26 protein-coding genes are annotated in these 23,321 nt (G+C 62.8%); 18 read left to right on the top strand and 8 right to left on the bottom strand.

Annotation, left to right across the window (positions count from 1 at the left end):
- Positions 1 to 96: 96 nt before the first annotated feature.
- Both ACVIHF_RS07815 and ACVIHF_RS07820 read left to right on the top strand, forming a co-directional pair.
- The gene (locus tag ACVIHF_RS07815; RefSeq protein ID WP_092079527.1) at positions 97 to 633 is read left to right on the top strand and encodes a YcgN family cysteine cluster protein; all 537 of its coding nucleotides are present in this window, start codon (positions 97 to 99) and stop codon (positions 631 to 633) included.
- A 159-nt stretch (positions 634 to 792) separates the two neighbouring features.
- On the top strand, positions 793 to 2,388 hold the full coding sequence (locus ACVIHF_RS07820; protein ID WP_253609525.1) for an MDR family MFS transporter: 1,596 nt from the start codon (positions 793 to 795) through the stop codon (positions 2,386 to 2,388).
- Between the two features lie 122 nt (positions 2,389 to 2,510).
- Here the strand turns inward: ACVIHF_RS07820 and ACVIHF_RS07825 are convergent, their stop codons facing one another.
- Together ACVIHF_RS07825 and ACVIHF_RS07830 are read right to left on the bottom strand one after the other, a co-directional pair.
- A complete protein-coding gene (locus ACVIHF_RS07825) occupies positions 2,511 to 3,254 on the bottom strand; it encodes an IS4 family transposase (RefSeq protein ID WP_456791883.1) in 744 nt (247 codons plus the stop codon).
- Positions 3,255 to 3,279: 25 nt separating this feature from the next.
- Positions 3,280 to 3,765 (bottom strand): hypothetical protein, encoded by a 486-nt coding sequence (locus ACVIHF_RS07830; protein ID WP_456791884.1) that lies wholly within the window; start codon positions 3,763 to 3,765, stop codon positions 3,280 to 3,282.
- A gap of 593 nt (positions 3,766 to 4,358) precedes the next feature.
- Here ACVIHF_RS07830 and ACVIHF_RS07835 point away from each other — a divergent pair.
- The 5 genes from ACVIHF_RS07835 (at position 4,359) to ACVIHF_RS07855 (ending at position 10,245) form a co-directional block, all read left to right on the top strand.
- Positions 4,359 to 5,582 (top strand): ABC transporter substrate-binding protein, encoded by a 1,224-nt coding sequence (locus ACVIHF_RS07835; RefSeq protein WP_253609524.1) that lies wholly within the window; start codon positions 4,359 to 4,361, stop codon positions 5,580 to 5,582.
- A gap of 94 nt (positions 5,583 to 5,676) precedes the next feature.
- Positions 5,677 to 6,552, top strand: coding sequence for a branched-chain amino acid ABC transporter permease (locus ACVIHF_RS07840; RefSeq protein WP_050424320.1), 876 nt, complete (start codon positions 5,677 to 5,679; stop codon positions 6,550 to 6,552).
- Position 6,553: 1 nt separating this feature from the next.
- Positions 6,554 to 7,480: a branched-chain amino acid ABC transporter permease gene (locus ACVIHF_RS07845; protein ID WP_253609523.1), complete on the top strand. Its 927-nt coding sequence runs from the start codon at positions 6,554 to 6,556 to the stop codon at positions 7,478 to 7,480.
- On the top strand, positions 7,481 to 8,959 hold the full coding sequence (locus ACVIHF_RS07850; RefSeq protein ID WP_225164487.1) for an ATP-binding cassette domain-containing protein: 1,479 nt from the start codon (positions 7,481 to 7,483) through the stop codon (positions 8,957 to 8,959). It begins immediately after the preceding gene.
- 41 nt (positions 8,960 to 9,000) lie between these two features.
- Positions 9,001 to 10,245, top strand: coding sequence for an ABC transporter substrate-binding protein (locus tag ACVIHF_RS07855; protein ID WP_253609522.1), 1,245 nt, complete (start codon positions 9,001 to 9,003; stop codon positions 10,243 to 10,245).
- 155 nt (positions 10,246 to 10,400) lie between these two features.
- Here the strand turns inward: ACVIHF_RS07855 and ACVIHF_RS07860 are convergent, their stop codons facing one another.
- Entirely contained in the window at positions 10,401 to 11,615 is a 1,215-nt protein-coding gene (locus tag ACVIHF_RS07860; protein WP_253609521.1) for an NAD(P)/FAD-dependent oxidoreductase, read from the bottom strand.
- A gap of 83 nt (positions 11,616 to 11,698) precedes the next feature.
- A complete protein-coding gene (locus ACVIHF_RS07865) occupies positions 11,699 to 13,333 on the bottom strand; it encodes a thiamine pyrophosphate-requiring protein (RefSeq protein ID WP_456791885.1) in 1,635 nt (544 codons plus the stop codon).
- Positions 13,334 to 13,757: 424 nt separating this feature from the next.
- On the opposite strand from ACVIHF_RS07865, the gene ACVIHF_RS07870 reads away from it, so the two are divergent.
- Positions 13,758 to 13,922, top strand: coding sequence for a Flp family type IVb pilin (locus ACVIHF_RS07870; RefSeq protein ID WP_016841801.1), 165 nt, complete (start codon positions 13,758 to 13,760; stop codon positions 13,920 to 13,922).
- Positions 13,923 to 13,952: 30 nt separating this feature from the next.
- Here ACVIHF_RS07870 and ACVIHF_RS07875 read toward each other — a convergent pair whose 3' ends face one another.
- Together ACVIHF_RS07875 and ku are read right to left on the bottom strand one after the other, a co-directional pair.
- A complete protein-coding gene (locus ACVIHF_RS07875; protein ID WP_253609519.1) occupies positions 13,953 to 14,180 on the bottom strand; it encodes a hypothetical protein in 228 nt (75 codons plus the stop codon).
- Positions 14,181 to 14,234: 54 nt separating this feature from the next.
- Positions 14,235 to 15,212, bottom strand: a complete 978-nt coding sequence (ku, locus tag ACVIHF_RS07880; RefSeq protein ID WP_253609518.1) for a non-homologous end joining protein Ku — start codon at positions 15,210 to 15,212, stop codon at positions 14,235 to 14,237.
- 264 nt (positions 15,213 to 15,476) lie between these two features.
- On the opposite strand from ku, the gene ACVIHF_RS07885 reads away from it, so the two are divergent.
- The 8 genes from ACVIHF_RS07885 (at position 15,477) to ACVIHF_RS07920 (ending at position 20,022) form a co-directional block, all read left to right on the top strand.
- Positions 15,477 to 15,629, top strand: coding sequence for a hypothetical protein (locus ACVIHF_RS07885; RefSeq protein ID WP_016841798.1), 153 nt, complete (start codon positions 15,477 to 15,479; stop codon positions 15,627 to 15,629).
- A 415-nt stretch (positions 15,630 to 16,044) separates the two neighbouring features.
- Positions 16,045 to 16,203 carry a hypothetical protein gene (locus tag ACVIHF_RS07890; RefSeq protein ID WP_168856472.1) on the top strand — a complete coding sequence of 53 codons (159 nt, stop codon included), beginning with the start codon at positions 16,045 to 16,047 and terminating at the stop codon, positions 16,201 to 16,203.
- Positions 16,204 to 16,247: 44 nt separating this feature from the next.
- Entirely contained in the window at positions 16,248 to 16,562 is a 315-nt protein-coding gene (locus ACVIHF_RS07895; protein WP_456791886.1) for a hypothetical protein, read from the top strand.
- Positions 16,563 to 16,731: 169 nt separating this feature from the next.
- Entirely contained in the window at positions 16,732 to 17,010 is a 279-nt protein-coding gene (locus tag ACVIHF_RS07900; protein ID WP_057020207.1) for a hypothetical protein, read from the top strand.
- A gap of 55 nt (positions 17,011 to 17,065) precedes the next feature.
- Positions 17,066 to 17,482, top strand: a complete 417-nt coding sequence (locus ACVIHF_RS07905; RefSeq protein WP_253609517.1) for a hypothetical protein — start codon at positions 17,066 to 17,068, stop codon at positions 17,480 to 17,482.
- Positions 17,483 to 17,575: 93 nt separating this feature from the next.
- A complete protein-coding gene (locus tag ACVIHF_RS07910; protein WP_375166971.1) occupies positions 17,576 to 18,604 on the top strand; it encodes an NAD-dependent epimerase in 1,029 nt (342 codons plus the stop codon).
- Positions 18,605 to 18,827: 223 nt separating this feature from the next.
- Positions 18,828 to 19,043, top strand: coding sequence for a hypothetical protein (locus ACVIHF_RS07915; protein WP_038374314.1), 216 nt, complete (start codon positions 18,828 to 18,830; stop codon positions 19,041 to 19,043).
- A 769-nt stretch (positions 19,044 to 19,812) separates the two neighbouring features.
- A complete protein-coding gene (locus ACVIHF_RS07920; RefSeq protein ID WP_016841790.1) occupies positions 19,813 to 20,022 on the top strand; it encodes a hypothetical protein in 210 nt (69 codons plus the stop codon).
- A 195-nt stretch (positions 20,023 to 20,217) separates the two neighbouring features.
- Here ACVIHF_RS07920 and ACVIHF_RS07925 read toward each other — a convergent pair whose 3' ends face one another.
- A complete protein-coding gene (locus ACVIHF_RS07925; RefSeq protein ID WP_028331611.1) occupies positions 20,218 to 20,406 on the bottom strand; it encodes a hypothetical protein in 189 nt (62 codons plus the stop codon).
- Between the two features lie 667 nt (positions 20,407 to 21,073).
- On the opposite strand from ACVIHF_RS07925, the gene ACVIHF_RS07930 reads away from it, so the two are divergent.
- Complete coding sequence (locus tag ACVIHF_RS07930; RefSeq protein ID WP_018270679.1) at positions 21,074 to 21,448, top strand: helix-turn-helix domain-containing protein; 375 nt, start codon at positions 21,074 to 21,076, stop codon at positions 21,446 to 21,448.
- Between the two features lie 13 nt (positions 21,449 to 21,461).
- Here ACVIHF_RS07930 and ACVIHF_RS07935 read toward each other — a convergent pair whose 3' ends face one another.
- Positions 21,462 to 21,767 carry a hypothetical protein gene (locus ACVIHF_RS07935; protein ID WP_092079551.1) on the bottom strand — a complete coding sequence of 102 codons (306 nt, stop codon included), beginning with the start codon at positions 21,765 to 21,767 and terminating at the stop codon, positions 21,462 to 21,464.
- A gap of 119 nt (positions 21,768 to 21,886) precedes the next feature.
- Here ACVIHF_RS07935 and ACVIHF_RS07940 point away from each other — a divergent pair, with 119 nt between their 5' ends.
- Positions 21,887 to 23,305 carry an undecaprenyl-phosphate glucose phosphotransferase gene (locus ACVIHF_RS07940; RefSeq protein ID WP_253609516.1) on the top strand — a complete coding sequence of 473 codons (1,419 nt, stop codon included), beginning with the start codon at positions 21,887 to 21,889 and terminating at the stop codon, positions 23,303 to 23,305.
- The last annotated feature ends 16 nt before the right edge of the window (positions 23,306 to 23,321 follow it).

Here is a 23,321-nt window from a genome sequence, read left to right on the forward strand (position 1 = left end):
CGCTGCCCACCGGCTTTTTCGACCCCGCAATACCACCCCCTTGCGCAAGCGTTGCCGGCATCCCAAGAAGAGTTGCACCGCCATTTCAGGGATATCATGACCGCATCGCCCAAGCGCCCGTCGGACCAGGAGGGATTCTTCTGGAAAACCAAGACGTTGGAAGAGATGTCCAACGCCGAATGGGAGAGCCTGTGTGACGGCTGCGCACGGTGCTGCCTGGAGAAGCTCGAGGACGAGGACACCGGCAAGATCTATTTCACCCATATCTCCTGCAAGCTGCTCGATTCCGGCCTCTGCACCTGCAAGGACTACCCGAACCGTTCCGACCAGGTTCCGGATTGCGTCCGCCTGACTCCCGAAAACGTCCGGACGCTGAACTGGCTGCCGCCGAGCTGCGGCTACCGGCTGGTGGCCGAGGGGCGGGACCTCTATTGGTGGCATCCCCTGATCTCGGGCGATCCCAACACCGTCCATGAAGCGGGAGTTTCGGTACGCGGGCGAGTGGAGGGCACCGAGCTCGACGTCAACGACGCCGATCTCGAGGATCATATCGTGCGATGGCCGGCGCTGCTGCCGAAACGGGCACAATTGAAGAAGCGGCCGAAAATGCTGGGCAAGACGACCAAAGCGTGACGTCGTCGCCGCGTCCGCGATCACGTCACCGCGAGAACATCGCCGCGGGATGCACCCATGCGCTGGGGTGCCTGCCTCAGCATTGAATTGCTGCATAAATTGCAAAGCAGAGAATGATTCCATCGCGGGATGCGCCCGCGCAGCAGCATTACGCCTCAAATGAACAAGTATGAACGGCAGAGCCGGATTCCTGCCGACCAAGCGACATTGCCCGACGACATTGCCGAAGAGCTGTCACGCCTTCCGAGCGAGGTGATCGAACTCAGCGAAGCGCCGCCGCTGGCGCCGCCGGTACCGCTCAATCCGGACGAAGTCCGCACCATCGTCATCAGCCTGATGTTGACGATGTTCCTGGCCGCGCTCGACCAGACCATCGTCGCGACCGCGCTGCCGACGATCGGGCGCCAGTTTCACGACGTCACCAATCTGTCCTGGGTGATCACCGCCTATCTCTTGGCCTCGACGGCGGTGGCGCCGGTGTTCGGCACGCTGAGCGACATCTATGGCCGCCGCGTCATGATCATCACCTCGCTCAGCCTGTTCGTGGTCGGCTCGGTGCTGTGCGCGATCGCGCCCAGCATGACGATGCTGATCGTTGCCCGCGGCCTGCAGGGGCTCGGCGGCGGCGGCATCATGCCGGTGGTCCAGACCGTGATCTCCGACGTGGTGAGCCCGCGCGAGCGCGGCCGCTATCAGGCCTATTTCTCCAGCGTCTGGATGGCCGGCGGCATTCTCGGCCCGGTGGTCGGCGGCGTGTTCGCCGAGCATCTGCACTGGTCGATGATCTTCTGGATCAACCTGCCGCTCGCGGCGGCGGCGCTGGCGCTGCTGCTGCCGAAGATGGGCAAGATCCCGGTGTTCCACCGCAAGCGCAAGGTCGACTGGCTCGGCGGCATCCTGCTGATGGCCTCGGCCGTCGTGTTGATGCTGGTGCTGACCTGGGGCGGCACCCGTCTGTCCTGGCTGTCGCCGACCATCACCGCGATGGTGGGCGCCTCGATCGCGCTCGCCGGCGCCTTCGTCTGGCACGCGCGCCGCGCCGACGAGCCGTTCCTGCCGCTGTCGCTGCTCGGCGGCTCGGTGGTGCCGTTCGCGATGGGGGCGGGCGGCTGTGCGCTCGGCGCCATGGTCGGCCTCACCGTGCATCTGCCGCTCTATTACGAGGTGGTCTATCATCTCACCGCCAGCGAGGCCGGCCTCGCGCTGATCCCGCTCGCGGCGATCTCGACCTTCGGTGCGGCGATCGCCGGCCGGACCATGGCGAAGGCCAAGCACTACAAGCGCGTCGCCATCGTAGGCACCTCGGTGGCCGCGATCTGTGCCGTCGGCATGGCGGTGACGACGCTGCCGCTGTGGGGATTATTGCTGTTGATGAGCGTGTTCGCGCTCGGCCTCGGCACCACATTCCCGATCAGCGTGGTGTCGTTGCAGAACGCGGTGGCGCGGCCGCAGGTCGGTACCGTGACCGGCGCGATGAACTTCTTCCGCGCGATGATGGCCTCCTTCACGGTCGCCGCCTTCACTACCATCCTGCTGATGACGCTGGGGACCGACATCTCGCTCGCCGGCGAGCATCATGCCGCCTCCGCCGGCACCGTCAGCGCGATCCCGATGGCCGACATGATCCATGCGTTCCGCTACGTGTTCGGCGCCGCCGCCGTGCTGCTGACCACCGCCTCGATCTGCATGATCACGATGGAAGAGCGCCCGCTCGCTGGTCCCGCCGCCCACCCGCCGGCGGAGATGGCGGAGTAGAGGCAGTCGACTCATACACCGCTGTCGTCGCCGCGGCGGATGTTGTGAATCGGACTCGTCGTTCCAAATCGCGTAACAATGAGCATCCGTGGTTATGGGTCCCTGCTTTCGCACTAGTGCATCTACGCGTTTGTCGGGCCATTTGCGAGGATTTGGAAGCGGGCCATTCCGGTGTGGAAGGTGATTGGTCCAGGTGGACGGTGGGAGGCGTAGCCGGTCCATCCGCCGAGTTTTGCGATGATCCATGCCGCCCAAGCAAGAGTGTTGGGGCGATGGTGGTTTTTCTGAAGCTCGGTGCGACCTTTCATGGTTTTGTTGATGGCCCTGAGCGTCTCGATCTCTTCTGCGGTGAAGACAAATTCAGCCGGCAATTCTTCGCCACTGTTGCGGGCCTGAACGAGTTGAATGACGATACATGCCGCTCTGGTGGCGACCGCCACGAGCTTGATCAGGCCTTCGGCGCTCTCGATCTGACTATCCTCGATGCGCAAACCCTGGCTCTTCAGCGAGCGAAAGAGTTGCTCAATGATCCAGCGCTGGCGGTACCAGGAGACGATCTGCCAGGCGTCTTTAACGGTGGCGACCGGATGAGTGGTCAGGAGCAGCCAGCGAATGGGCTCCGCACCTCTCGGCGGATGCAACTCGACCACTTCTACGAAGCTGAGTTTGATGCCCTCCGCCAAGTCGGTGACGCCGGGCCTCTGCGGCCGCTTGAGCACGACGGTTCCGAAGCGCATCGAGAGATGGGCCTGCCGGCCGCGCCGATCCATTCGCTGCGGCAGATCGATCACCGCGTTGTCGCAGAAGCGGCTCCGCTCGACCGCCTGATAAAGTGTGTCGCCATCGACCAGCGCATGGTCGTGCATGGCACGCGACAGAAGATGGACATTCTCAGCTGGCGTCAGCGCCCGAGTGAGCAAAGAAATCCCCCTCGCGGTCGTTGACGACGGTGATCATGCGGGCATCTGCCAGGACGTCGCGGCCTTGCTCGGCGGCCGTCACCCAGCGCGCCGACTCCTTGTCGGCCAAGGCGCGCCGCTCATGCGGGATTTTTACCTTGCCTTTGCGCGTCCAAACGTTGCCGCCAGTAAGGCCAAGACAGACCCCGCTGTCGGCATCCACCGCCATCATCGCATGCAACAGCACGCCGCGAGCATTGCCCTTGCCGACTTTGCCCAGCCCGCGCCGCCGTCCCGCCGGGGTCTGGAACTTGACCTCGCTCGTATCCTGGATCGCCAGCACATGACGCCCGCTGACCGCAGTCCGCGTCTGCGCGCTCCAGCCCTCAATCAATTTATCGATCGTGACTTGGGGGTTGTTCACAAACCGCCAGAACGCCATATTGGCAGCCCAATCGCCCCGGGCCATCTGGCGCAAGCAGACGCTGCGCGTGCAAAGCATAGCCCGGAGAAGCGTCGCCCCCTTTTGTCGAGACGAACGTCCCCGAACTCACCCAAAGACAAATCCGGCTGCATCGCTGGCGCTCCTTCGAATCAAAGCGCCAGTGAGAGAATCATACAACATGCTGCAGAGACGCCACTTCTTGCTGCACCGAGTCAATCTGTCGCGCCCCAAAACCGTGTAGACACGCTAGCGCTTTCGCAGGGACGGCACTGAGCTTGTCGCACGGCCAGCGGGCAACAATTCGCGTTCTCGCGACATGAATTGCCCGAGCCGTGCTTTTCGTTCCGCTCTCTCCGCTTCGCTCGCCCCGCGTAATTTGCGCAGCGGGGAATGACGATCTGAGCGATCGGTGCACCACCACTTTATTCCCCCGCTGCCTCATGTTTGTTCATTTGGTGAGCGCCGACCCACTACTTTAGTCGCCGTCCTTGCATGGCGATCTGCGCGCAGTTTCACTTGCTGCGCATTTTGTCGCGGCTATAGTCGCGCCCCAAGAGCTCGAAGCAGCCGAAGAAAAAGAGGAGAGAAACAGGGTGACAAGAACATTGCGACTCCCCGTGCACGCGATGCAGAAACTTGCAGGAGCGGCCGTGTTGGGCCTGTTGGCTGCGGCGCCGAGCGGAGCGCTGGCTGCCGACACCCTCAAGATCGGCGTGATCGCCGAAGCGCAGGCGATTGCCGGTGCATCGATCCCGCAGGCGGCGCAGCTGGCCGCCGACGAGATCAATGCCAAGGGCGGCATCGACGGCCGCAAGATCGAGATCGTCAGCTACGACAACCACTCGTCCTCGGCGGATTCGGTGCGCGCGTTCCAGCGCGCGGTCAACGAAGACAAGGTCAACGTCGTCATTTCGAGCTACATCAGCGAAGTGGTGCTGGCGCTCGAGCCCTGGGCTTCGCGCCTGAAGACGCCGTTCGTCACGCCCGGCGCCGCCTCCAACGAGATCAGCAAGAGCGTCCACGCCGATTACGAGAAGAACAAGTACACCTTCCACGGCTACCTGACCTCGGCCGCGCTGGCGCTGTCGGTCTGCGACGCCGCCAAGGAGCTGCTGGTCGATCAGAAGCACATGAAGACCGCGGTCATCATGAGCGAGGATGCCGCGTGGACCAAGCCGCTCGATGTCGGCTACGAGGAATGCCTGCCGAAGATCGGGCTCAAGGTCGTCGACCACATCCGCTTCTCGCCCGACACCACCGACTTCACGCCGATCTTCAACAAGGTCGAAGGCTCCAAGCCCGACGTGATCATCACCGGCATCTCGCATGTCGGCGTGCAGCCGACGGTGCAGTGGAAGAACCAGCAGGTGCCGATCCCGATGTTCGGCATTTCCTCGCAGGCGACCAACGAGACCTTCGGCAAGGACACCAACGATGCGGCGGAAGGCGTGCTGTATCAGGGCGTGTCCGGCCCGAACGTCGCGGTGACGCCGAAGTCGGTGCCGTTCGCGGAAGGCTTCAAGAAGCGCTACGGCAACTATCCGTCCTACGCGGGCTATACCGCTTATGACGAGGTCTACTACATCGCCGATGCGGTGAAGCGCGCCGGCTCGGTCGAGGCCGACAAGTTGGTCGATGCGCTGGAGAAGACTGACTGGGAAGGCACCATCGGACGCGTCCAGTTCTACGGCAAGGACGATCCGTTCACCCATTCGATCAAGTACGGCAAGGGCCTGATCACCGGACTGATGCTGCAGTGGCAGGGCGGCAAGCAGGTCGCGGTCTGGCCGAAGGTGGTCGCCAAGAGCGACCTCAAGTTCCCGAGCTTCATCAAGGTCACCACGAACTGACTGATGATCATGCTCCCGGGCCCCACCCGGGAGCATCCCTGTTCGGTTCTGTGTCCTCCACAACAGGCAGCCCTGCTGCCGCGGCCAATCTGAGATGCTTGCCTTACAAATCCTGATCGATGGCTTTGCCATCAGCGCGCTCTATGCGCTCGGCGCCACCGGTTTCACCCTGATCTTCGGTGTCTCCGGCGTCCTCAACCTCTCCCACGGTGCCATCATGGTGGCCGCGGCGGTCGCGGCCTGGGCCGCGGCCAGCGTGCTGCACCTCGACATCTACACCGGCGCGCTGTTCGGTGTCGGCGTCGCGCTGATCGTGTCGTTCGCGACCTATTTTGCGGTCGTCAAGCCGATCCAGAATTCAACGCGGATCCCCAATGAGGAGAAGGAAATCTTCGTCCTCACCGGCACCCTGCTGTGGGGCATCATGATCCAGGAACTGATCGCCTATTTCTTCACCAACAACGCCAAGACGGTGCTGCCGATCGTCGAGGGTGTCGTCGATATCTTCGGCAACCGCACGCCGCGCAACAATATCTTCACCGCGCTGGTCTGCTGCCTCGTGATCGGCCTGCTGTGGCTCCTGGTGAACCGCACCAGGACCGGCAAGGCGGTACTGGCGGCCTCGATGAACCCGCGCGGCGTCACGCTGCTCGGGCTCGAACTCACCCAGATCTACATCGTGGTGTGGGGCATCTACGGCATTCTCGCCGGCATCGCCGGCGTGCTGCTCGGCATGTTCCTCGGCGTCAGCTCCTACAGCGTCGGGCCGCTGACCGCGAGCGCGTTCTCGATCGTCGTGCTCGGCGGCCTCGGCAGCGTGTCGGGTTCGCTGATCGCAGCCTTCGTCGTCGGCTATCTCGAGACCATCACGGCCTACATGATCTCGCCGGCCTATCGCACCATTCCGGCGCTGCTGCTTCTGGTGTTCGTGATGTATATCCGGCCTCAGGGCCTGCTCGGGAGGCGCTGAGATGGCCAGCTTCTTTTCCTCGCGCCTGTTCTTCATTTCGCTGGTCTGCGTGGTGATCGCCGCGACGCTGCCGTTCTACGTCTCGGGCTACATCCTCGGGCTGCTGACCGTCGCGTTCTATTTCGGCGTGTTCGCAATGGCCTGGGACCTCTTGTTCGGCTTCGCCGGCGAGGTGAATTTCGGGCCGACCTTCCTGATCGGCACCGGCGCCTACACCGCAGGAATTCTCAACAACCAGTTCGGCTGGTCGGTCTATGTCTGCATCCTGCTCGGCGCGCTGGCCTCGGTCGCCGCGGGCTTCGTGCTGGCGCTGCCGGCGCTGCGGGTGAGAGGACCGTATTTCGGCCTGACCACGCTGGTGGCGGTCTTGATGCTGCAGAACTTCGTCGTGGTGTTCGCAGATCTCACCGGCGGCGAGATCGGGCTCACCATCCCTGACGTCATCACCATCAATGCCGGCGCCAATTACTGGATCGCGCTCGGCTTCATGACCGTGAGCGCGGCCATCCTGTACGGCCTGTCGCAATCGCCGGTCGGCCTCGTGCTGCAGGCGAGCGGGCAGGATCCGGTGCAGGCCGGCGCGCTCGGCTTCAACATCGTCAAGCACAAGCTCGCGGCCTTCATCGTCAGCGCCTTCTTCTCGGGACTGTCGGGCGCGCTGCTCGTGTTCTACTTCGGCACCGCCTCGGTCGGCACCGTGGTTGACGTTGCGGTCGGCGTGAACGTGATCGTCTCCGCCGTGCTCGGCGGCCGGCGCACCGTGCTCGGCGCCGCATTAGGCGCGATCTTCCTGATCGTTGCCGGCGAATTCCTGCGCCCGACCGGCGAGCTTGCGACCTTCATCGTCTCGGCGGTGGCGCTGCTCGTCGTCCTGTTCTTCCCCGGCGGTTTCCTCGGAGCGGCCCTGTCACGCGAGGCGCGCTCTTAAATGGATCAGACTGTGACCACAGCAACGCTCACCGTCCGTGGATTGACCAAGCGATTCGGCGGCTTGACCGCCGTGAAGAACCTCTCGTTCGACCTGCATCCCGGCGAGATCCTCGGCCTGATCGGACCGAACGGCTCGGGCAAGTCGACCGCAATGAAGAGCGTGATGGGCATCGAGCGCCCGACCGCAGGCGAGGTGCTGTTCGAAGGCGAGAACGTCGCCGGGCTGCCTGCGCACAAGATCGCGCGCAAGGGCTTCGGCATGGTGTTCCAGCACTCACGGCCGCTGAACCGGCAGACCGTGCTGGAGAACATCATGGTAGCGCTGTTGCCCGACAGCCTGTTCATGCTGTTTCCCGACAAGGCGCTGACCGAGCGCGCCAAATGGATCGCCGAGCGTGTCGGCCTCGGGGCGGTGATGGACCGCCGCCCGCCGACGCTGCCATTCGCCGACCTGCGCCGGCTGGAATTGGCCAAGGCGATCGCGCGCGACCCCAAGGTCGTGCTGGTCGACGAGCCCTTCGCCGGTCTCACCAGCGCCGAGGTCGGCACCTTCTCCGCATTGATCCGCAGCTTCCGCGACGAGGGTCGCGCGGTGATGCTGGTCGACCACAACGTCAAGAGCGTCGCGGCGCTGGTCGACCGCGTGCTCGCGATGTATCTCGGCGAGGAGATCACGACCGGCCGCGCCGAGGACGTGATGAAGAACGAGACCGTGCGGCGGGTCTATCTCGGCGGCGCGATCCAGACCCATGCGCGGCCCGAGACCTCGTTCAAGGACAAGGTGCCGCTGCTGCAGGTCGAGAATGTCAGCGTGCATTACGGCAAGGCGCAGGCACTGGAAAACGTCTCGATCCACGTCCATGAGGGCGAGTTCGTCTCCGTCGTCGGCCTCAACGGCGCCGGCAAGACCACGCTGTTCAACACCATCTCGGGTTTCCTGCCCTATACCGGCGAGATCCTGCGCGGGGGCGAGAAGCTGCGCGGCACGGGACCTGCGAAGATCGCCCGCTCAGGCCTCGTGCAATGTCCGGAATCGCGCGAGCTATTCGGCGAGATGACGGTGCGGGAAAATCTCGACCTCGGCGGCCAGCATCTCGACGACGCGGCGCGGGCCAAGCAACTCGCCTGGCTGTTCGAGCTGTTCCCGATCCTGAAGGAACGCCAGGGCCAGATGGCGCAGACGTTGTCCGGCGGCGAGCAGCAGATGCTGGCGATCGGCCGCGCGCTGATGATGCAGCCGCAGATCCTGATCCTGGACGAGCCGACGCTGGGGCTTGCGCCTGTTATCCTTGAGCTGCTGTCGAAGGCGCTGGAGAAGCTGCGCCAAACCACCAAGATCACGGTTCTGCTGGGCGAGCAGAACGTGACGTTCGCGCTTCCGCATGCCGACCGCGTCTATGTGCTGGAGCACGCGCGGATCGTCTGGGAGGGCGATCCGGGCCGGTTCGCCGCGGAGGCCGGCAAGGACTTTCTCTGACGTTCGCAGTTCGAAAAGAAGAAAGCAAAACAAGGGAGATCATGATGACAGCATATTCAACCGCGACCCGCATGAGCCTGTTGGCCTCGGCGCTCGTGCTCTGCCTCGCGGCGCCGGCCTATGCGCAGTCCAAGGACCCGATCAAGATCGGCATCATTGCCGAAGTGCAGTCGATCGCGGGTGCGGCGACGCCGGGCGGCGCGCAGATCGCAGCCGACGAGATCAACGCCAAGGGCGGCGTGATGGGCCGCAAGGTCGAGATCGTCACCTACGACAACAAGAGCTCGTCGGCGGACTCGGTGCGCGCCTTCCAGCGCGCGGTGAGCGAGGACAAGGTCTCGGCCGTGATCGCGAGCTATATCAGCGAGGTTGTGCTGGCGCTCGAGCCGTGGGCTGCGCGGCTGAAGATGCCGCTGATCACGCCCGGCGCCGCCTCCAACGAGATCACCAAGGCGATCCACAACGACTATGAGAAGAACAAGTACACCTTCCACGGCTACCTGACCTCGGCCGCGCAGGCGCAGCTGGTCTGCGACGCGGCCAAGGAGCTGTTGGTCGACCAGCTCAAGTTCAAGTCGGTCGCGATCATGAGCGAGGACGCGGCCTGGACCAAGCCGCTCGACGTCGGCTACGAGGCCTGCCTGCCGAAAGCCGGCCTGAAGGTGGTCGAGCACATTCGCTTCTCGCCCGACACCACGGACTTCACGCCGATCTTCAACAAGATGGAAGCCGCCAAGCCCGACGTGATCGTCACCGGCATCTCCCATGTCGGCGTGCAGCCGACCGTGCAGTGGAAGAACCAGCAGGTACCGATCCCGATGTTCGGCATCAGCGCGCAGGCGCTGAGCCCGACCTTCTGGGGCGACACCAACGGCGCCGCCGAGGGCGTGCCCTCGCTCGCGGTGGCGACGCCTGATGTTGCCGTCACGCCGAAGACCAAGCCGTTCGCGGCGGCGTTCAAGGCCAAGTTCGGCACGCCGCCGGCCTATACCGGCTACACCGCCTATGACGAGGTCTACATCATCGCCGAGGCGATTCAGCGCGCCGGCTCGACCGATCCGGACAAGATGGTGACCGAGCTCGAGAAGACCGACTTCGAGGGCACGATCGGCAAGATCCAGTTCTACGGCAAGAACGACGAGTTCACTCACGGCATCAAGTCCGGTCCGGGCGCGGTGACCGGCCTCGTGTTCCAGTGGCAGGGCGGCAAGCAGATCACGGTCTGGCCGAAGGCGATCGCCGAGGGCCAGATGAAGTTTCCGAACTTTGTGAAGCTGTCGCAGTAGCAGACGTACGCGCCGTCGTTGCGAGGAGCGTAGCGACGAAGCAATCCATTTATCCCGGCGTGGAGGGGTGGATTGCTTCGCGGAGCCTGTCATCCGGCGGCGCTTCGCGCCGACCGGGTGGCTCGCAATGACGATCGGCGAATGTGAGTCCCAAACTACTTGCGCGTCGGCGGCGCCGTCTGGATCGTCGGCGCGGCCGCCGCGAGCAGCGCGGCGCGGTCGCCGTTGCGTGGCGGATAGATGCGCTGCTGGTTGATGGTCTGCTTGGTGAGCTTGGCGGCGGCGCCTGTGGTGTGCACCTCGCGGTCCCAGCCGGTGGTGTAGAGCGCACCCCAGGCGCCGAGATCGAGCACCGTCACATACCAGTCGATATTGAGCTGCAGCAGCTTCTCGCCAAACAGGTCCGCGACCACATTGTGGCCGGCGAAGCGGCCCATCGGCCGCGCGAACTGGCAGGACATCACCGTCGGGTGCTCGCCGTCGATCAGGCAGGCGGCGACGTCGCCGGCGGCGAAGACGTCCGCAAGGCCTTCGACGCGCATGGTGTGGTCGACTTTGATCCGGCCGAGCGCGTCGCGCCTGGCCGGCAGCGAGGCGGCGAGGGGGCTTGCGCGCATGCCGGCGCACCACACCACGGTTTTGGTCGGAATAATCTCGCCGGAGTTGAGCGTGATGCTGTCGGAGCTGATGGCACTGACCCGGACATTCAGCCGCGTCTCGACGCCGAGCGCGGCCAGCGCCTCGTTGATGACCGGGCGGCCATGCGCGCCGAAGGTCGCGCCGACGACGGGATTGGGATCGATCAGGATGACCCGATGATCGCCGGTGATGCCGGCGTGCGCCAGCTTGGCCGGCATCTCGGTCGCGACCTCGATCCCGGTGAACCCTGCGCCGACGACCGCGACGCTCGCGCGTGCCTCTGACGGCGGTTGTTTGCCGAGCGCCGCCAGATGCGTGTCGAGCCGCATCGCTGCTTCATAGGTGTCGACATCGAAGCCGTGGGCGGCAAGGCCCGAGATGGCGGGGCGGACCAACTCGCTGCCGGTGGTCAGCACCAGCCGGTCGTAGCTCACAACCTCCGCGCCTGCGCTCGTCCTGACCGTGACGGCGCGCGTCGCCGGATCGATCGCCGCGACCTCGGCCACCCTATGGCTGACGCCAACCGGATCGAGCAGGTCCTTGAGCGGCAGCGCGACATCGCCGAGATCGACCTCGTAATTGCGCACCCGGATGTTGTGATAGGCGTTGCGATCGACGACCAGGATCTCGGTGTCCGCTGCCCGTGCACCGATCTCGTCGCGCTTGCGGGCTGCGCCGAGCGCGGCCCATAGCCCGGCAAAGCCGGCCCCCAGCACCAGGATGCGCGCCATCTCTCCCTCCGAAGTTGCACCGGAGGGAGCTTGCCTGTGCTGGCGCGGTCAAATCAAGTGGCAGAGCGGCGTGTGAGGTGCCGTCACGTCCCCGGCCGCGACACCTCGGTCTCCTTGCTGGTGATGAATTCCAGCAGCACCGGCACGCCTTCCTTGGTCTTCTGGATGCCGCGCTTGATCGCGGGGATGATGTCCTCGGGCTTGGTCACCCGTTCGCCGTAGCCGCCGAAGGCGCGGGCCATCGCGGCGTAATCGCCGGAGATGTCGGTCGAGCGGTATTTCTCGGTCGAGATCGGCATCACCTTCAGTTCGATCGCCATCGAGAAATTGTTGAGCAGGATCGACATGATCGGAATCCGCTCGCGCACCGCGGTCTCGAAGTCCATCCCCGTGAAGCCGATCGCGGCGTCGCCCCAGACATTGATGCAGAGCTTGTCGGGCTTGGCGAGCTTGGCGCCCATCGCGAGACCAAGGCCGTAGCCGAGCTGCGTGGTCTTGCCCCAGCCGATATAGGACAGCGGCTCGACCGACTTCCAGAACGGCGAGAGCTGGTCGCGCGGGCTGCCGGCGTCGTGGGTGATGATGGTGTTGTGGATGTCGACGGTGTGCTGCAGGTCCCACAGCACGCGGTAGGGATTGAGCGGCGCGTCGTTGTGCGTCAGCTTCGGCATCCACTTGGCGAGCCACTCCTTGTGGGAGGCGGCGATCTCCTCGGCGACCGCGCTTGCGTTGCGGTCCGAGGTCACGGTCTTGCCGATCTCCTCCAGCAGCGCGTCGAGCACCAGGCCGGCGTCGCCGACGAGGCCGACCTTGGCCTCGACATCCTTGTTGATGTGGTTCAGATCGAGCGTCGAATGGATGATGGTCTTGCCCTTCGGCATCGCGATGCCGAATGACGTCTCGGTGAAGGAGCAGCCGATACCGAAGATCACGTCCGCTTCGGAAAGAAATTTCGGCACCGCGCGCGGCACCGCGAGGCCGCCGGAGCCGAGCGAGAGCGGGTGCGTCTCGGGGAAGGACGACTTGCCGCCGAGGCTGGTGGTGACCGGGATCGCGAGCCGTTCGGCGAGGCGCTTCAGCTGCGGCCAGGCCTTTGCATAGTGCACGCCCTGGCCGGCATAGATCACCGGACGCTTGGCGCCAACGAGCAGGGCAGCTGCTTCCTTCACATGGACGGGGTCGGCGCCGTAGCGGGTGCGCAGCACCGGCGTGTAGTTCAAAGGCTCCGGCACCTCCTCGTTCCACATGTCGGCGGGGATTTCGACGATGACCGGCCCGCCGCGGCCGTTCTTCAATTTTGTAAACGCCCGCCGAAAGATGTTGCAGACCTCGGCTGCGATGTTGATCGGCTCCGACGATTTTGAGAACGCCTTCATCGCCTGGCTGGAATTGAAGTTCGGGTCGATATTCGCCAGTCGACGCGCATAGCCCATCGGCAGCACAAGGACGGGCACGGATTCGCCGTAGCATTGCGCGACGCCGCCCATCGCGTTCTCCGCGCCGGGGCCGTGCTGCATGCAGAAGGCGCCGATCTTCTCGCCCGATGTGACGCGGGAGATTGCGTCCGCCATGTGCACGCCGATGCGCTCCTGGCGCACCATCACCGGGCGGATGTCGGCATTGGCGGCGTATTCTATCAAATGGTTGACCGGGTAGCCCGTGAGGATCTCGATCCCCTCGCGCTTCATGATTTCCGCGATCGCGGTGCCGAGCTTCATGACGGTCACTCCCTTTGCATGCGGCCGGTTCGTTCCGGCCTCGTTGTCGCCTGTCCGATAAAGGAACAGGATTCCGCGGCACCGGTAAAGCGTGGCCGGGGCCGGATCAGGTAGTTCTGATATGCGTTTACGACTGGAGCTGTTTCCGGTCAGACAGGATCAGAACGGAGCTCTAGGTACTTGTTTTGACGCGTTTTCTTTGCGCGAGCCGGTGTCCACTTCGCTGGAAAGCGCTCCGGCCGCGGCCCGGTGCCTCGCCCGGCGGCAACCTGATGCAGGCAGAACTAGCAGGGAAATTCCCTGCAACCTTTAAGCGATCGTTCATCCTTTCCCTCAATGGGCCGTCAACCAATGTGGCCTAGTTTCGCAAGCATATTACTACGGCGCGGGAGAAAAAGCCGCGAGCGTCGGACAGGAGCTTTTCATGCGCGCGTTGATGGCAAGGTTTCTGCGTGATGAGGTCGGGGCGACGGCCATTGAATACGCCATCATCGCCGGTGGCATCAGCATCGTGATCGTCGCGGGCGTCAGGGGCATCGGCACCAGTGTAAGCGGCCAATTCAATGCCGTCAGTTCGGCATTCAAGTAAGCGCTGCCGGCAGTTCGCCATTTTCCGGATTCAGTCGTCCCCATTCAACGCGCGCAGCATCGCGATGCGCGCGAACATCAACCAGCCGGCACCTTGTTCCGCCGCATTGATCAAATGCTCGACCGCGATCTGCCAGCGCGTCTCCTCCTGGGTGTCTTCCGATAGCTTCATGATGTAGTCGGCAGCGTGCTGCAGCGTCACCAGCGTGCCGCCGCGATGCAGCGCGATCGGTTCGTCAAACGGCGTCGACCAGGGCATCTCGACCGGGACATCTCAGGAGCTGTGGACCGGGCTCATCTTGCGGTCGCTGCGCTAGCCTGCCTTCTTGCGCGCCGCGGTGCCCTGGGCGCGCGTTGTCTTCTCGGCCTTCTTCGGCTCGGGCTTGGCGGCCTCCTTGGGCTCGCGCTTGCCGCTGCCCGAGATCGGCAGCAGCATTTCGCGCTGGCCCTCGATGCGCTCCTTCGGCTTCTTGCCCTTCGCGGCCTTTGCTTCAGTCTTGGCGGGCGCGGCCTGCTTCTCGTTGGCGAGGCTCTTCTTCAGCGCGTCCATCAGGTTGATGACGTTGCCGCTGGTCTTCGCCGCGGGCTTGGCGACCTTGATGCCGTTGCGCTTCTGGTTGATCAGGTCGATCAGCGCCTGCTCGTAGCGGTCCTCGAACTCCTCCGGATCAAAGTCGGCGGACTTCTGCTCGACGATGTGCTTGGCGAGATCGAGCATGTCCTTGGTGATCTTCACATCCTGGATGTCGTCGAAATACTCCTTCTCGCTGCGCACCTCATACGGGTAGCGCAACAGCGTGCCCATCAGCCCGTTGTCGAGCGGCTCGAGCGCGATGATGTGCTCGCGATTGGTCAACACCACGCGGCCGATCGCGACCTTGTTCAGGCTGCGGATGGTCTCGCGGATCACCGCAAAGGCGTCGTGGCCGACCTTGCCGTCGGGAACGAGGTAGTAGGGACGGATCAGATAGCGGCTGTCGATCTCGCTGCGCGGCACGAATTCGTCGATCTCGATGGTGCGGGTCGAATCCAGCGCGATGTCGTCGAGCTCTTCCTTGGTGACCTCGATATAGGTGTCGGTGTCGACCTTGTAGCCCTTCATGATGTCTTCGGTGGAGACTTCCTCGCCGGTCTCGGCGTCGACCTTAGCGTATTTGATCCGGTGGCCGGTCTTGCGGTTGATCTGGTTGAAGGAGACCTTTTCGGTATCCGATGTCGCCGGGTACAGGGCAACCGGGCAAGTCACGAGCGAAAGGCGCAAAAAGCCCTTCCAATTGGCGCGAGGGGCCATGGGGAAACTCCAGGGAAACTCCGATTACGCAACCGACGGAACGGTCAAGGATAACACCGGGAACCCCAGTTTGAAACAACACGGCCCGGTGAATCTCGCAACGGCGTTAACCGTGTCCTCGCGCTGCGCCCGTTTGACGCGGCGGGCGGGACTGCCGTCGGCCCAGCCGTCAACGCTCTCGGAACATCGCTCCCGATCACGCGTTGGCTGTCGAAGGGGCGCGGCAAACGCCGGAATTACAGGCACTTAAGCAAAGAGGTTGCCATGGCAACGGAACGACACGGTCAAATCGTCGAAACCCCGACCGAGGCACGGCAGGCCGAGCCTGGACCTTCGGTTCTCGCGCTGCTCACGGCCTCGACAGGGCTGGCCGTCCTGATCCTCGGCATTGTCTGGTTCGCCTTTTTCCGCGTGTGAGGCGATTATCATTGGTTGACCGCGTGCGAGGATTTGATTGTTAAACTGAGAGGCAGGGCGAAGCGGGCAGATTGCTCCCGGGAAGAATCCGTTCGGCCGCGCCGGCCTCCGGCGCGCGGCTATCCTGCATGCCGGCCACATCGCATGGTCAAGCTGCACGACCGTCTTGATCGACGTATGTGACGTCGATCGGGCGAGGATCCGAAGGGAAATTCCGGCGCGCGGGCCGCCGCGATCGCCGACGTAAAATTCCTGATCGTGTCGAACGGAATTTCCACTGCGCGATGGCGTGCGGCCTGGCGGCGTTTTGCAGCGGTGATCTGTGATGCGCGATGCGAATGGCTGCTGCGACGCGTCACGAGATCATCGAAATTGACTGCTAGCTGATTTGAATCAGTTACGCCTTGAGCCTGAGATGTTCTACTCGCAAGAAGAAAAAAACTCGTTGCTGGCGCGCTTCAAGGAGAAAAGCGTTTCAGGTGTCTTCGTCGGACTGACGGTGCTGGCGATGGCGGGGTGGATTTATCTTCTCAGCTCGATGTTCCTGAAATTCATGCTCTGGTGGTTCTCCTGAGACGTTCTCTCGCGAGAACAATTATTGTCGACGCCTGATCATTGATGCGTCGTTCGATTGCACAAAAATTCCAGCGGCTGAACAATCTTTCGGCGCGTCCAATCATGATGTCGTCACAACTTCGAATGTTAATAACATCGGGGCGAACGTGGACGGTTGTGATGGTTTCTCCTGCTCTGATTCTCGCGGCGGTGTTCGTCGCAGGCTTCTTCTCCGGTTTCGCCGCGCGCTCGTGGCGGTCGCACAAGCGCCGCGCGCAATATCGGATCTATGCACCGTATGTGGCGCGATCAGCCGCGAAATCGTCGAGGCGGGAACAGCCGGTCAGTGCGTTCGGCCACATGCGTCGCGCGTTCTAGCGGAGTAGTTCGATCGAGGTAGCGCGACGGTGTGCGGTGAGTTGGGGTTGGCTGGCAACATGCAATCGGTCATCATGTCGGCGTCCGTTGCGGCAGGCGGGTTGGTTGCATGCCAGCGTGCCCCTGATCTCGTCGCCAGCCCCGCGGATCGCAAGGGAACTTTCACGTCATGAGTGATCTCAGGGGGCATTCGCCAAGGCGGTATGTCGTCGATGTCAGTGGCAAGCGTGTGCTGGTCGGGCTGACGCTTGAGGAGACGTCGGAGTTCGAGGACCTGGACTCCTCGCTGCCGGGACTGGCGGACGGGCACGATAATGGGACGGGCCTGGTGCCGTCAGCCGGTGAGGGACGGTGGCTCGAACTCTATGACAAGCACGACAAGGCCTGGATCAAGTGGAAAGCCGACCTGAGAGCCGGGCATGAGGGCAATTCACCCTTTTTTAACTAAGACCGGGCGATTTTGACCTGTGCTGCCTCAATGGGCCCGAACCGGATACTGACAGATGTTTCAGCTGTTTTTGCGGTCTCGCGCGCACGACCTGATCAAATCGCGGCGCGGCGAGGAAGGGTTCAAGGCACGCTCGGCTGAGCGCGATGCCGAGACCGATCGCGCCCGGATCGGATCGATCATGGCCGCGATCGAGGCCGCGTTGCAGGCGGCCGAAAGCGAGCAATCCGGTCTTGGCCGCCGCGTCGATGATGTTCTGGCCCGCGCCGCGGTGACTCTCGGCAACGGCACCGACGAATATCTGGAACGCGAGGCGCTTGACAACTATCATCAAGACCTGTTTGACGCCGAGATCTTAAACGGCCAGCGCCGGCTGAAGGAATTGGCGACCGAGATTGCGCACTTCAAGTTCATGAAGGCCGCGGTCCTGAGCCGTTTTCCGGACTACGAGCCTCTGGCCGCCAGCAGCTGACGCCTGGCGGCGCGCAACGCGAAGGCAGCCGCGGTTGCCGCGTGTAACGGCGTATCCGACGGTCCGGCGCAAGGTGAAAGGCACAGGCAAGACGTGGTGATCGCAGGCAATCTACTCGTCACGGGCTGCGCCGGCTTCATCGGCTTCCATCTGGCGGAGCATCTGCTGAGGGCAGGGCAGCCGGTCATCGGCATCGACAATCTGAACGACTATTACGACCCGGCGCTCAAGCGCGCGCGCCTCGATCTGCTCAAGCAGCACCGTGGCTTCACCTTCGTGGAGCTCGACCTCGCCGACCGCGCCGGCATGAAGGCGCTGTTCGAGCGTTATCGCTTCGAGGTCGTGGTGCATCTCGCCGCGCAGGCCGGCGTGCGCTATTCCCTGCAGAACCCGCACGCCTATGCGGATTCCAATCTGGAGGGTTTCCTCAACGTCCTCGAGGGCTGCCGGCACACTGCGTGCAGGCACCTGTTGTTTGCGTCCTCATCGTCGGTCTATGGCGCCAACACCAAGTTGCCGTTTTCGGTCCACGACAATGTCGACCATCCCGTCAGCCTGTACGCCGCAACCAAGAAGGCCAACGAGCTGATCGCGCATTCCTATAGCCATCTCTATCGCGTGCCGGCAACCGGGCTGCGGTTTTTCACCGTATATGGGACGTGGTATCGGCCGGACATGGCGCTCTATGCGTTCGCCGACGCGATCACCAAGGGCAAGCCGATCCAGCTGTTCAACAATGGCAACATGCGGCGCGACTTCACCTATGTCGACGACGTGGTCGAGGCGATGGTGCGGTTGATCGGCCGCGCGCCGGAAGGCGACGTCAACTGGTCGGGAGCGCATCCCGATCCGGGTTCGAGCCGGGCGCCGTGGCGGGTCTACAATATCGGCAACAGCAGGCCGGAAGAACTGATGCATGTGGTGGCGCTGCTCGAGCAGGGCTTGGGGCGACAGGCCGAAAAGCAGTTGCTGCCGATGCAACCGGGAGATGTACTGGAGACGTCGGCCGACGTCTCCGACCTGGAGCGTGAAATCGGCTTCCGCCCGCAGACGCGGATCGAGGATGGCATTGCCAGGTTTGTCGCCTGGTATCGGGCCTATCACGACGTCGATCGGACCTAGGCGCCGCGAGAATCGTCGTCGTGTTTCAGCTCGCAGTCAGAGCTTGATCTTCGCGCAAATGCGATCCGCGTTTTGTTGCGACGGAAAACCGCTTCGCACTTTTCCGGATCATGCTTTAGTGCGCTCCTTGCGAGTCCGGGCTCGAGAAAAAAACTGATTCAGTTTGGAACGGAGTGTGGCAATGCGAGTTATCTCTGGTTTTGCGATCGCCTCAGCCGTGATCATGATCTCCAGCGCAATGGTTCCCGCGCATGCGATCGACGTGCAGGTGGCGCGCGCCTGCGATGCCTTGGTCGCGAAGGCATTTCCGCCGCTACAGCCCGGCAATCCCGCTTCCGGGAGCGCGCGGGGAGGCGCCAAAGCCCAGCGGGACTATTTCAACAAGTGCGTCGCCAATGGTGGCAAGATGGACGACGATACGCCTCCTAAATCGAAATAGCGCGCGATCGCGACGCGGGGCGAATTAGCGATGCTTATGGCGAATCTTCGCTGTCGCTGCTGTTCGTGGGGACTGTGCAAGCGCGTGCGAATGCAGCGACAGGCGCGCGAAAGGCGTTCACTCCCACTGTTCAAGCCGGACGCTTCGGTCCCGCTCATTTTAATTAGAATAGCGTTAGCGCGGTTGGGTCCGGCGGAGGCGAAATCGCGTTTGGTCCGATGTTCAGCGTTGAATTCATTTCGCTGGATTGCTCGAGCGCTTCAGGGCACCGTAAGCCGCTTCAATATTCGCAACCGGTCGAAACACTCTGCGATCCTTGATGGACGTGGCAGCAGCAGATTTTGCGTCTGCGGAGCAGCTTTGGTGGAATATCTTGTGTGCAGCTGAGCGCGTCCCTTGAAGCGCGATCGCTGTAACACGGCGACATTGTGATAGCCGGACAATGCACGTTCGGTTGAAACAACTCGGCAGCCATCAATGATCACCAAGCAATATCATGCGCTTGGTAGAGCTTCCGACCCACATTGAGCCGCGTTGTCCAGCCGCGCGCCTCATAGCTGCCGCTGCCAACTCATCTGTACGACACATCAAAGGCCGCCGATCGAGCGCTTCGCGATCAGGTTGTGGAACCTGATTGAGAAAATTTAACTCGGAGCCATGTTGGTCGCAAACCTGCCCCATTAACCGCCTTCCATGTGCGCGGAATAACCTTGTCATCGAAACTTCAATCACATCGCTCATACCCTTAACCGCAGAGCGAGGGCGCGCCATGAAGCAGCACAAAGTTCAACATTTGCATCAGCCGATCGAAGAGGCGTTGCTCGCGACCAATCAATCGCTGCGCAACGAAGTCGTTGCGCTGATGCTTGATATCGCTGAGTTACGTGAAATCCAGGAACGCCCGGGCTCGTCGCGTTCGTTCGGCATGTCTCGAGAGCAGAACACCCCGCGCGTCGCGCTGCGCCGGGTTCACAGCTGAAGTCCGTCAGCCTCTTTCTCATCGGCAGAATATGCGGCCACATCCTCGCCAATCCGGCGAGCATGCTGGCGCGCCTGCAGTTGCGGACATTTCAATTCTAAATTGAATGATGCGCTGGCCCGATGCTCGTTTAGGCGAGCTGGCGGACGTTGCTGCGGTTGCTGCGGATAATCGCGGTCGTGAGGGTGGGGGCGGTCAGTGCTCCAGCGGCACGGACTTGCGTGCCCCGACATCGGACAGACGCTCGCGCAGGATCCAATTCTGCAAGACCAGTTCGACCGCGGTATGCCGGAGCTCGCAATTCTCCGCGACGAGGCGTTCCAGGATGTCGGCCGCCTCGCTTGACGCGGGTTGGTTCCCCTCGAAGACCTTGAGACGCGCCATGGTGTCGATCCTCGCAAAAATGTTGATCAGAGACTGGCTCTGACAAGCGTCAGCACGGAATGGTTCGCGGATTATCGGGCGGACGTGGTTCCGCCTGATGGCCTCGGGTGGGAAAGCGCTTAATTGATAATTCGTGGATCGAGATATGAGCGTTAGGTTTCGTGAAAATAATCCTCAAATATGTTGAAACCCTCATGACACCTAACGTCCTAGTAACTACTGCTGGGCGTGTACGCCCGCAAGCGGCCGGACGCGAAAGTCGCGGGATTAATTTGTTAGAAATTTGTGAAAGTTGCGCTTGACCGGTGGGGCGATTATCGCGGCGAGGCATGGCGCACTCACAATCTGTCGAGAGACCGATTGAATATTCTCATTTGCTTCCCGTTTGAGAATGCAAACAGTGCGCCAGTTATCCCGATCAAACTCTCATACACAGAAAGTCGTATAACTTTTTTTATCGGGCCCTTTCAGCGGAGGAATATTCCCCGTATATTCCGCTCAATACCTTGCAGCTTCGGCGTTTCTTCGCACTATGTGTTGCTGCCGACCGGCAAGTTCGAGGCTCCCGAAAGGCCCCCGGGAAACCCTCAATTTGAATTTCCTGTTGCATTTACATAGCTTATAGGCCATGCGATGATTGCTAATCTAGGGGGCAATGAGATGACCAATGAGGCGTCATTCTACTGAGGAGATCAGTTCCAAGGTCAAACAGGCCGAGGAACTCATGGCGCGGGGGCAGTCCCAGGCCCAAGCGTGCAAGGTGCTGGGCGTTAGCGTGATGACATTTCATCGCTGGCGCAAGCAGGAGGCCGCACGTGGCCACCAGGCGAATGGTACTGTTACCGAATTCGCCGCTCGCACCGATGATAGAGATGGGATCCCCCCTGTCCATAACCGTATTGATGAATTACGGCTGGAAAATGAACGGCTGCGCCGTATCGTGACCGACTTGCTGCTCGAGAAAATGAAGATCGAGGAAAAGCTTGCGCTCAGGTCCGGCGGCGGGAGCGGCTTGCCCCGCCGTGGTGAAGCCCAAAGCTGACGTAAGCTATCCGTTAGTGGATGCGTGAAGGCCTGGGAGCCAGCAGCAGCTGGTCGCTCAGATGTGCCTTCTCCGACCTTGCGCGCAGTTCTGCGAAGATCGGACGCAGTCTGGCCTGTGCAAGGTCCAAGCCCCTGACGATGTCCTGATTCGGCATGTCGGCCGGGAAGCGGGCCGCGCGCAGCTTTGTCTCGATCGCCTTGACCAGCACCTCGACGTCGTCGCGGTGCTGGCCCGCGACGAGCTCGGCGCCCATCAGGCGGATGAGATGGAGGAGGGCCACCAGCGCGGCCTCGGTTTCGCCAGCCGATGAACTCATGCGCGCTCTCTATCCGATATCCGCAGCAGGTCTTGCGAGCTCACAACCCGCCTGATAATACACATATGAATTGTTAACACGAATGTTAATTCCCGATGACCGACCTTTCGGACGCTCGATTGGCGAAGGTACCGGTTAACTTCGGCGCCTTCTCGTTGGCTTTCGCCTCCCTCGAGGCGTTTGCCGTCGCGTTCGAGATGATAATCGTCGTGCTGTCCAGCATCGTCGGCGGCGCGGCCTATCACCTCTTTTACTACCACACGGTTTATAGCAGCAGCTTCGAGGGTTTTCTAGGGATCGGGGTCCTCGCCGCCATCCTTCACATGTTCGTGGCGAAGTCGCAGGGCCTCTACAATGCGCAGGTGCTGGCCGGTCTCGACCGGCGCTGGAGCAGCCTGCTCGGCGGATGGCTGCTGGTCGTTCTGCTGATGACCCTGATCATCTTCCTTTTGAAGGTGGGTTCCGGCGTCTCGCGCGGGTCGGTGCTGTCATTTGGCCTGATCGGCGGCCTCGGGCTGGTCGGCGGACGGATGCTGCTGCAGGCGCCGCTGCAACGCGCGATCGACCGCGGCATGCTGGCCACGCGCCGCGCGGTCGTGGTCGGGATGGCGGACGAATTGTCCCGGGTGCGGCAAGCGAGCCTGCTGCGCGATTTCGGCCTCAGCGAGGTGCGACGGGTCCAGCTCTCCGGATCGTCCGACGACGCCGGCGACCGGGCCGCCGTCGCGTCGGCCATTCTTGCAGCCCGCGAGTGCGGCGCCGACGAGATCATCCTGGCCATGCCCTGGCAGCAGGAGCCGCGCATCCAGTTCGTGTGCGATCAGCTGCGGGCATCGCCGCTGCCGGTGCGGCTGCTGCCGGACCGGACCGCGGAGCGGTTCCTGGCACTGCGGATGGTGGCGACCGGCCCGATCCCGACGCTGGAAATGCAGCGCTCGCCGCTTACTTCGCTCGAGCGCGCCGGCAAGCGACTGTTCGACATCGTGGCGTCCAGCGGCCTCCTGGTGCTGTTCGCGCCGCTGCTGATCGGAACGGCGATTGCGATCAAGCTCGACTCCAGGGGGCCGGTCCTGTTCCGGCAGCGCCGCAACGGCTTCGACGGCAAGCAATTCACCATTCTCAAATTCCGCTCGATGCACGTGCTCGAGGATGGCGATATCATCACGCAGGCCCGCCCGAACGATCCGCGGCTGACCGGGATCGGCGCGACCCTGCGCCGCCGCAGCATCGACGAACTGCCGCAGCTGGTGAACGTATTGCGCGGCGACATGTCGCTGGTCGGGCCGCGGCCGCACGCGCTGGCGCATGACGACAAATATTCGAAGCTGATCGCGAGCTATGCAGAGCGCCAGCACGTCAAGCCCGGCATCACCGGTCTCGCGCAGGTGCAAGGGCTGCGCGGCGCGACGCCGGCGATCGAGGACATGCAGCTGCGGGTGGCGCATGACCTCATCTACATCAAGAGCTGGAGCTTCGTGCTCGACCTGCGCATCCTGCTGCGCACGGTCGGCGCGGTGTTGCGTCACAAGGGTATCTGACGGCTGGGCATCTGGG

It is taken from the genome of Bradyrhizobium sp. USDA 4506, from assembly GCF_054058795.1.

What these genes read in the sequence shown, in the direction of transcription:
- ACVIHF_RS07815 (WP_092079527.1), top strand. Translation starts at nt 97, where the DNA reads ATGACCGCATCGCCCAAGCGCCCGTCGGACCAGGAGGGATTCTTCTGG.
- ACVIHF_RS07820 (WP_253609525.1), top strand. Translation starts at nt 793, where the DNA reads ATGAACAAGTATGAACGGCAGAGCCGGATTCCTGCCGACCAAGCGACA.
- ACVIHF_RS07825 (WP_456791883.1), bottom strand. Translation starts at nt 3,254, where the DNA reads ATGCACGACCATGCGCTGGTCGATGGCGACACACTTTATCAGGCGGTC.
- ACVIHF_RS07835 (WP_253609524.1), top strand. Translation starts at nt 4,359, where the DNA reads ATGCAGAAACTTGCAGGAGCGGCCGTGTTGGGCCTGTTGGCTGCGGCG.
- ACVIHF_RS07840 (WP_050424320.1), top strand. Translation starts at nt 5,677, where the DNA reads ATGCTTGCCTTACAAATCCTGATCGATGGCTTTGCCATCAGCGCGCTC.
- ACVIHF_RS07845 (WP_253609523.1), top strand. Translation starts at nt 6,554, where the DNA reads ATGGCCAGCTTCTTTTCCTCGCGCCTGTTCTTCATTTCGCTGGTCTGC.
- ACVIHF_RS07850 (WP_225164487.1), top strand. Translation starts at nt 7,481, where the DNA reads ATGGATCAGACTGTGACCACAGCAACGCTCACCGTCCGTGGATTGACC.
- ACVIHF_RS07855 (WP_253609522.1), top strand. Translation starts at nt 9,001, where the DNA reads ATGATGACAGCATATTCAACCGCGACCCGCATGAGCCTGTTGGCCTCG.
- ACVIHF_RS07860 (WP_253609521.1), bottom strand. Translation starts at nt 11,615, where the DNA reads ATGGCGCGCATCCTGGTGCTGGGGGCCGGCTTTGCCGGGCTATGGGCC.
- ACVIHF_RS07865 (WP_456791885.1), bottom strand. Translation starts at nt 13,333, where the DNA reads ATGAAGCTCGGCACCGCGATCGCGGAAATCATGAAGCGCGAGGGGATC.
- ACVIHF_RS07870 (WP_016841801.1), top strand. Translation starts at nt 13,758, where the DNA reads ATGCGCGCGTTGATGGCAAGGTTTCTGCGTGATGAGGTCGGGGCGACG.
- ACVIHF_RS07875 (WP_253609519.1), bottom strand. Translation starts at nt 14,180, where the DNA reads ATGCCCTGGTCGACGCCGTTTGACGAACCGATCGCGCTGCATCGCGGC.
- ku (WP_253609518.1), bottom strand. Translation starts at nt 15,212, where the DNA reads ATGGCCCCTCGCGCCAATTGGAAGGGCTTTTTGCGCCTTTCGCTCGTG.
- ACVIHF_RS07885 (WP_016841798.1), top strand. Translation starts at nt 15,477, where the DNA reads ATGGCAACGGAACGACACGGTCAAATCGTCGAAACCCCGACCGAGGCA.
- ACVIHF_RS07890 (WP_168856472.1), top strand. Translation starts at nt 16,045, where the DNA reads ATGTTCTACTCGCAAGAAGAAAAAAACTCGTTGCTGGCGCGCTTCAAG.
- ACVIHF_RS07895 (WP_456791886.1), top strand. Translation starts at nt 16,248, where the DNA reads ATGCGTCGTTCGATTGCACAAAAATTCCAGCGGCTGAACAATCTTTCG.
- ACVIHF_RS07900 (WP_057020207.1), top strand. Translation starts at nt 16,732, where the DNA reads ATGAGTGATCTCAGGGGGCATTCGCCAAGGCGGTATGTCGTCGATGTC.
- ACVIHF_RS07905 (WP_253609517.1), top strand. Translation starts at nt 17,066, where the DNA reads ATGTTTCAGCTGTTTTTGCGGTCTCGCGCGCACGACCTGATCAAATCG.
- ACVIHF_RS07915 (WP_038374314.1), top strand. Translation starts at nt 18,828, where the DNA reads ATGATCTCCAGCGCAATGGTTCCCGCGCATGCGATCGACGTGCAGGTG.
- ACVIHF_RS07920 (WP_016841790.1), top strand. Translation starts at nt 19,813, where the DNA reads ATGAAGCAGCACAAAGTTCAACATTTGCATCAGCCGATCGAAGAGGCG.
- ACVIHF_RS07925 (WP_028331611.1), bottom strand. Translation starts at nt 20,406, where the DNA reads ATGGCGCGTCTCAAGGTCTTCGAGGGGAACCAACCCGCGTCAAGCGAG.
- ACVIHF_RS07930 (WP_018270679.1), top strand. Translation starts at nt 21,074, where the DNA reads ATGAGGCGTCATTCTACTGAGGAGATCAGTTCCAAGGTCAAACAGGCC.
- ACVIHF_RS07935 (WP_092079551.1), bottom strand. Translation starts at nt 21,767, where the DNA reads ATGAGTTCATCGGCTGGCGAAACCGAGGCCGCGCTGGTGGCCCTCCTC.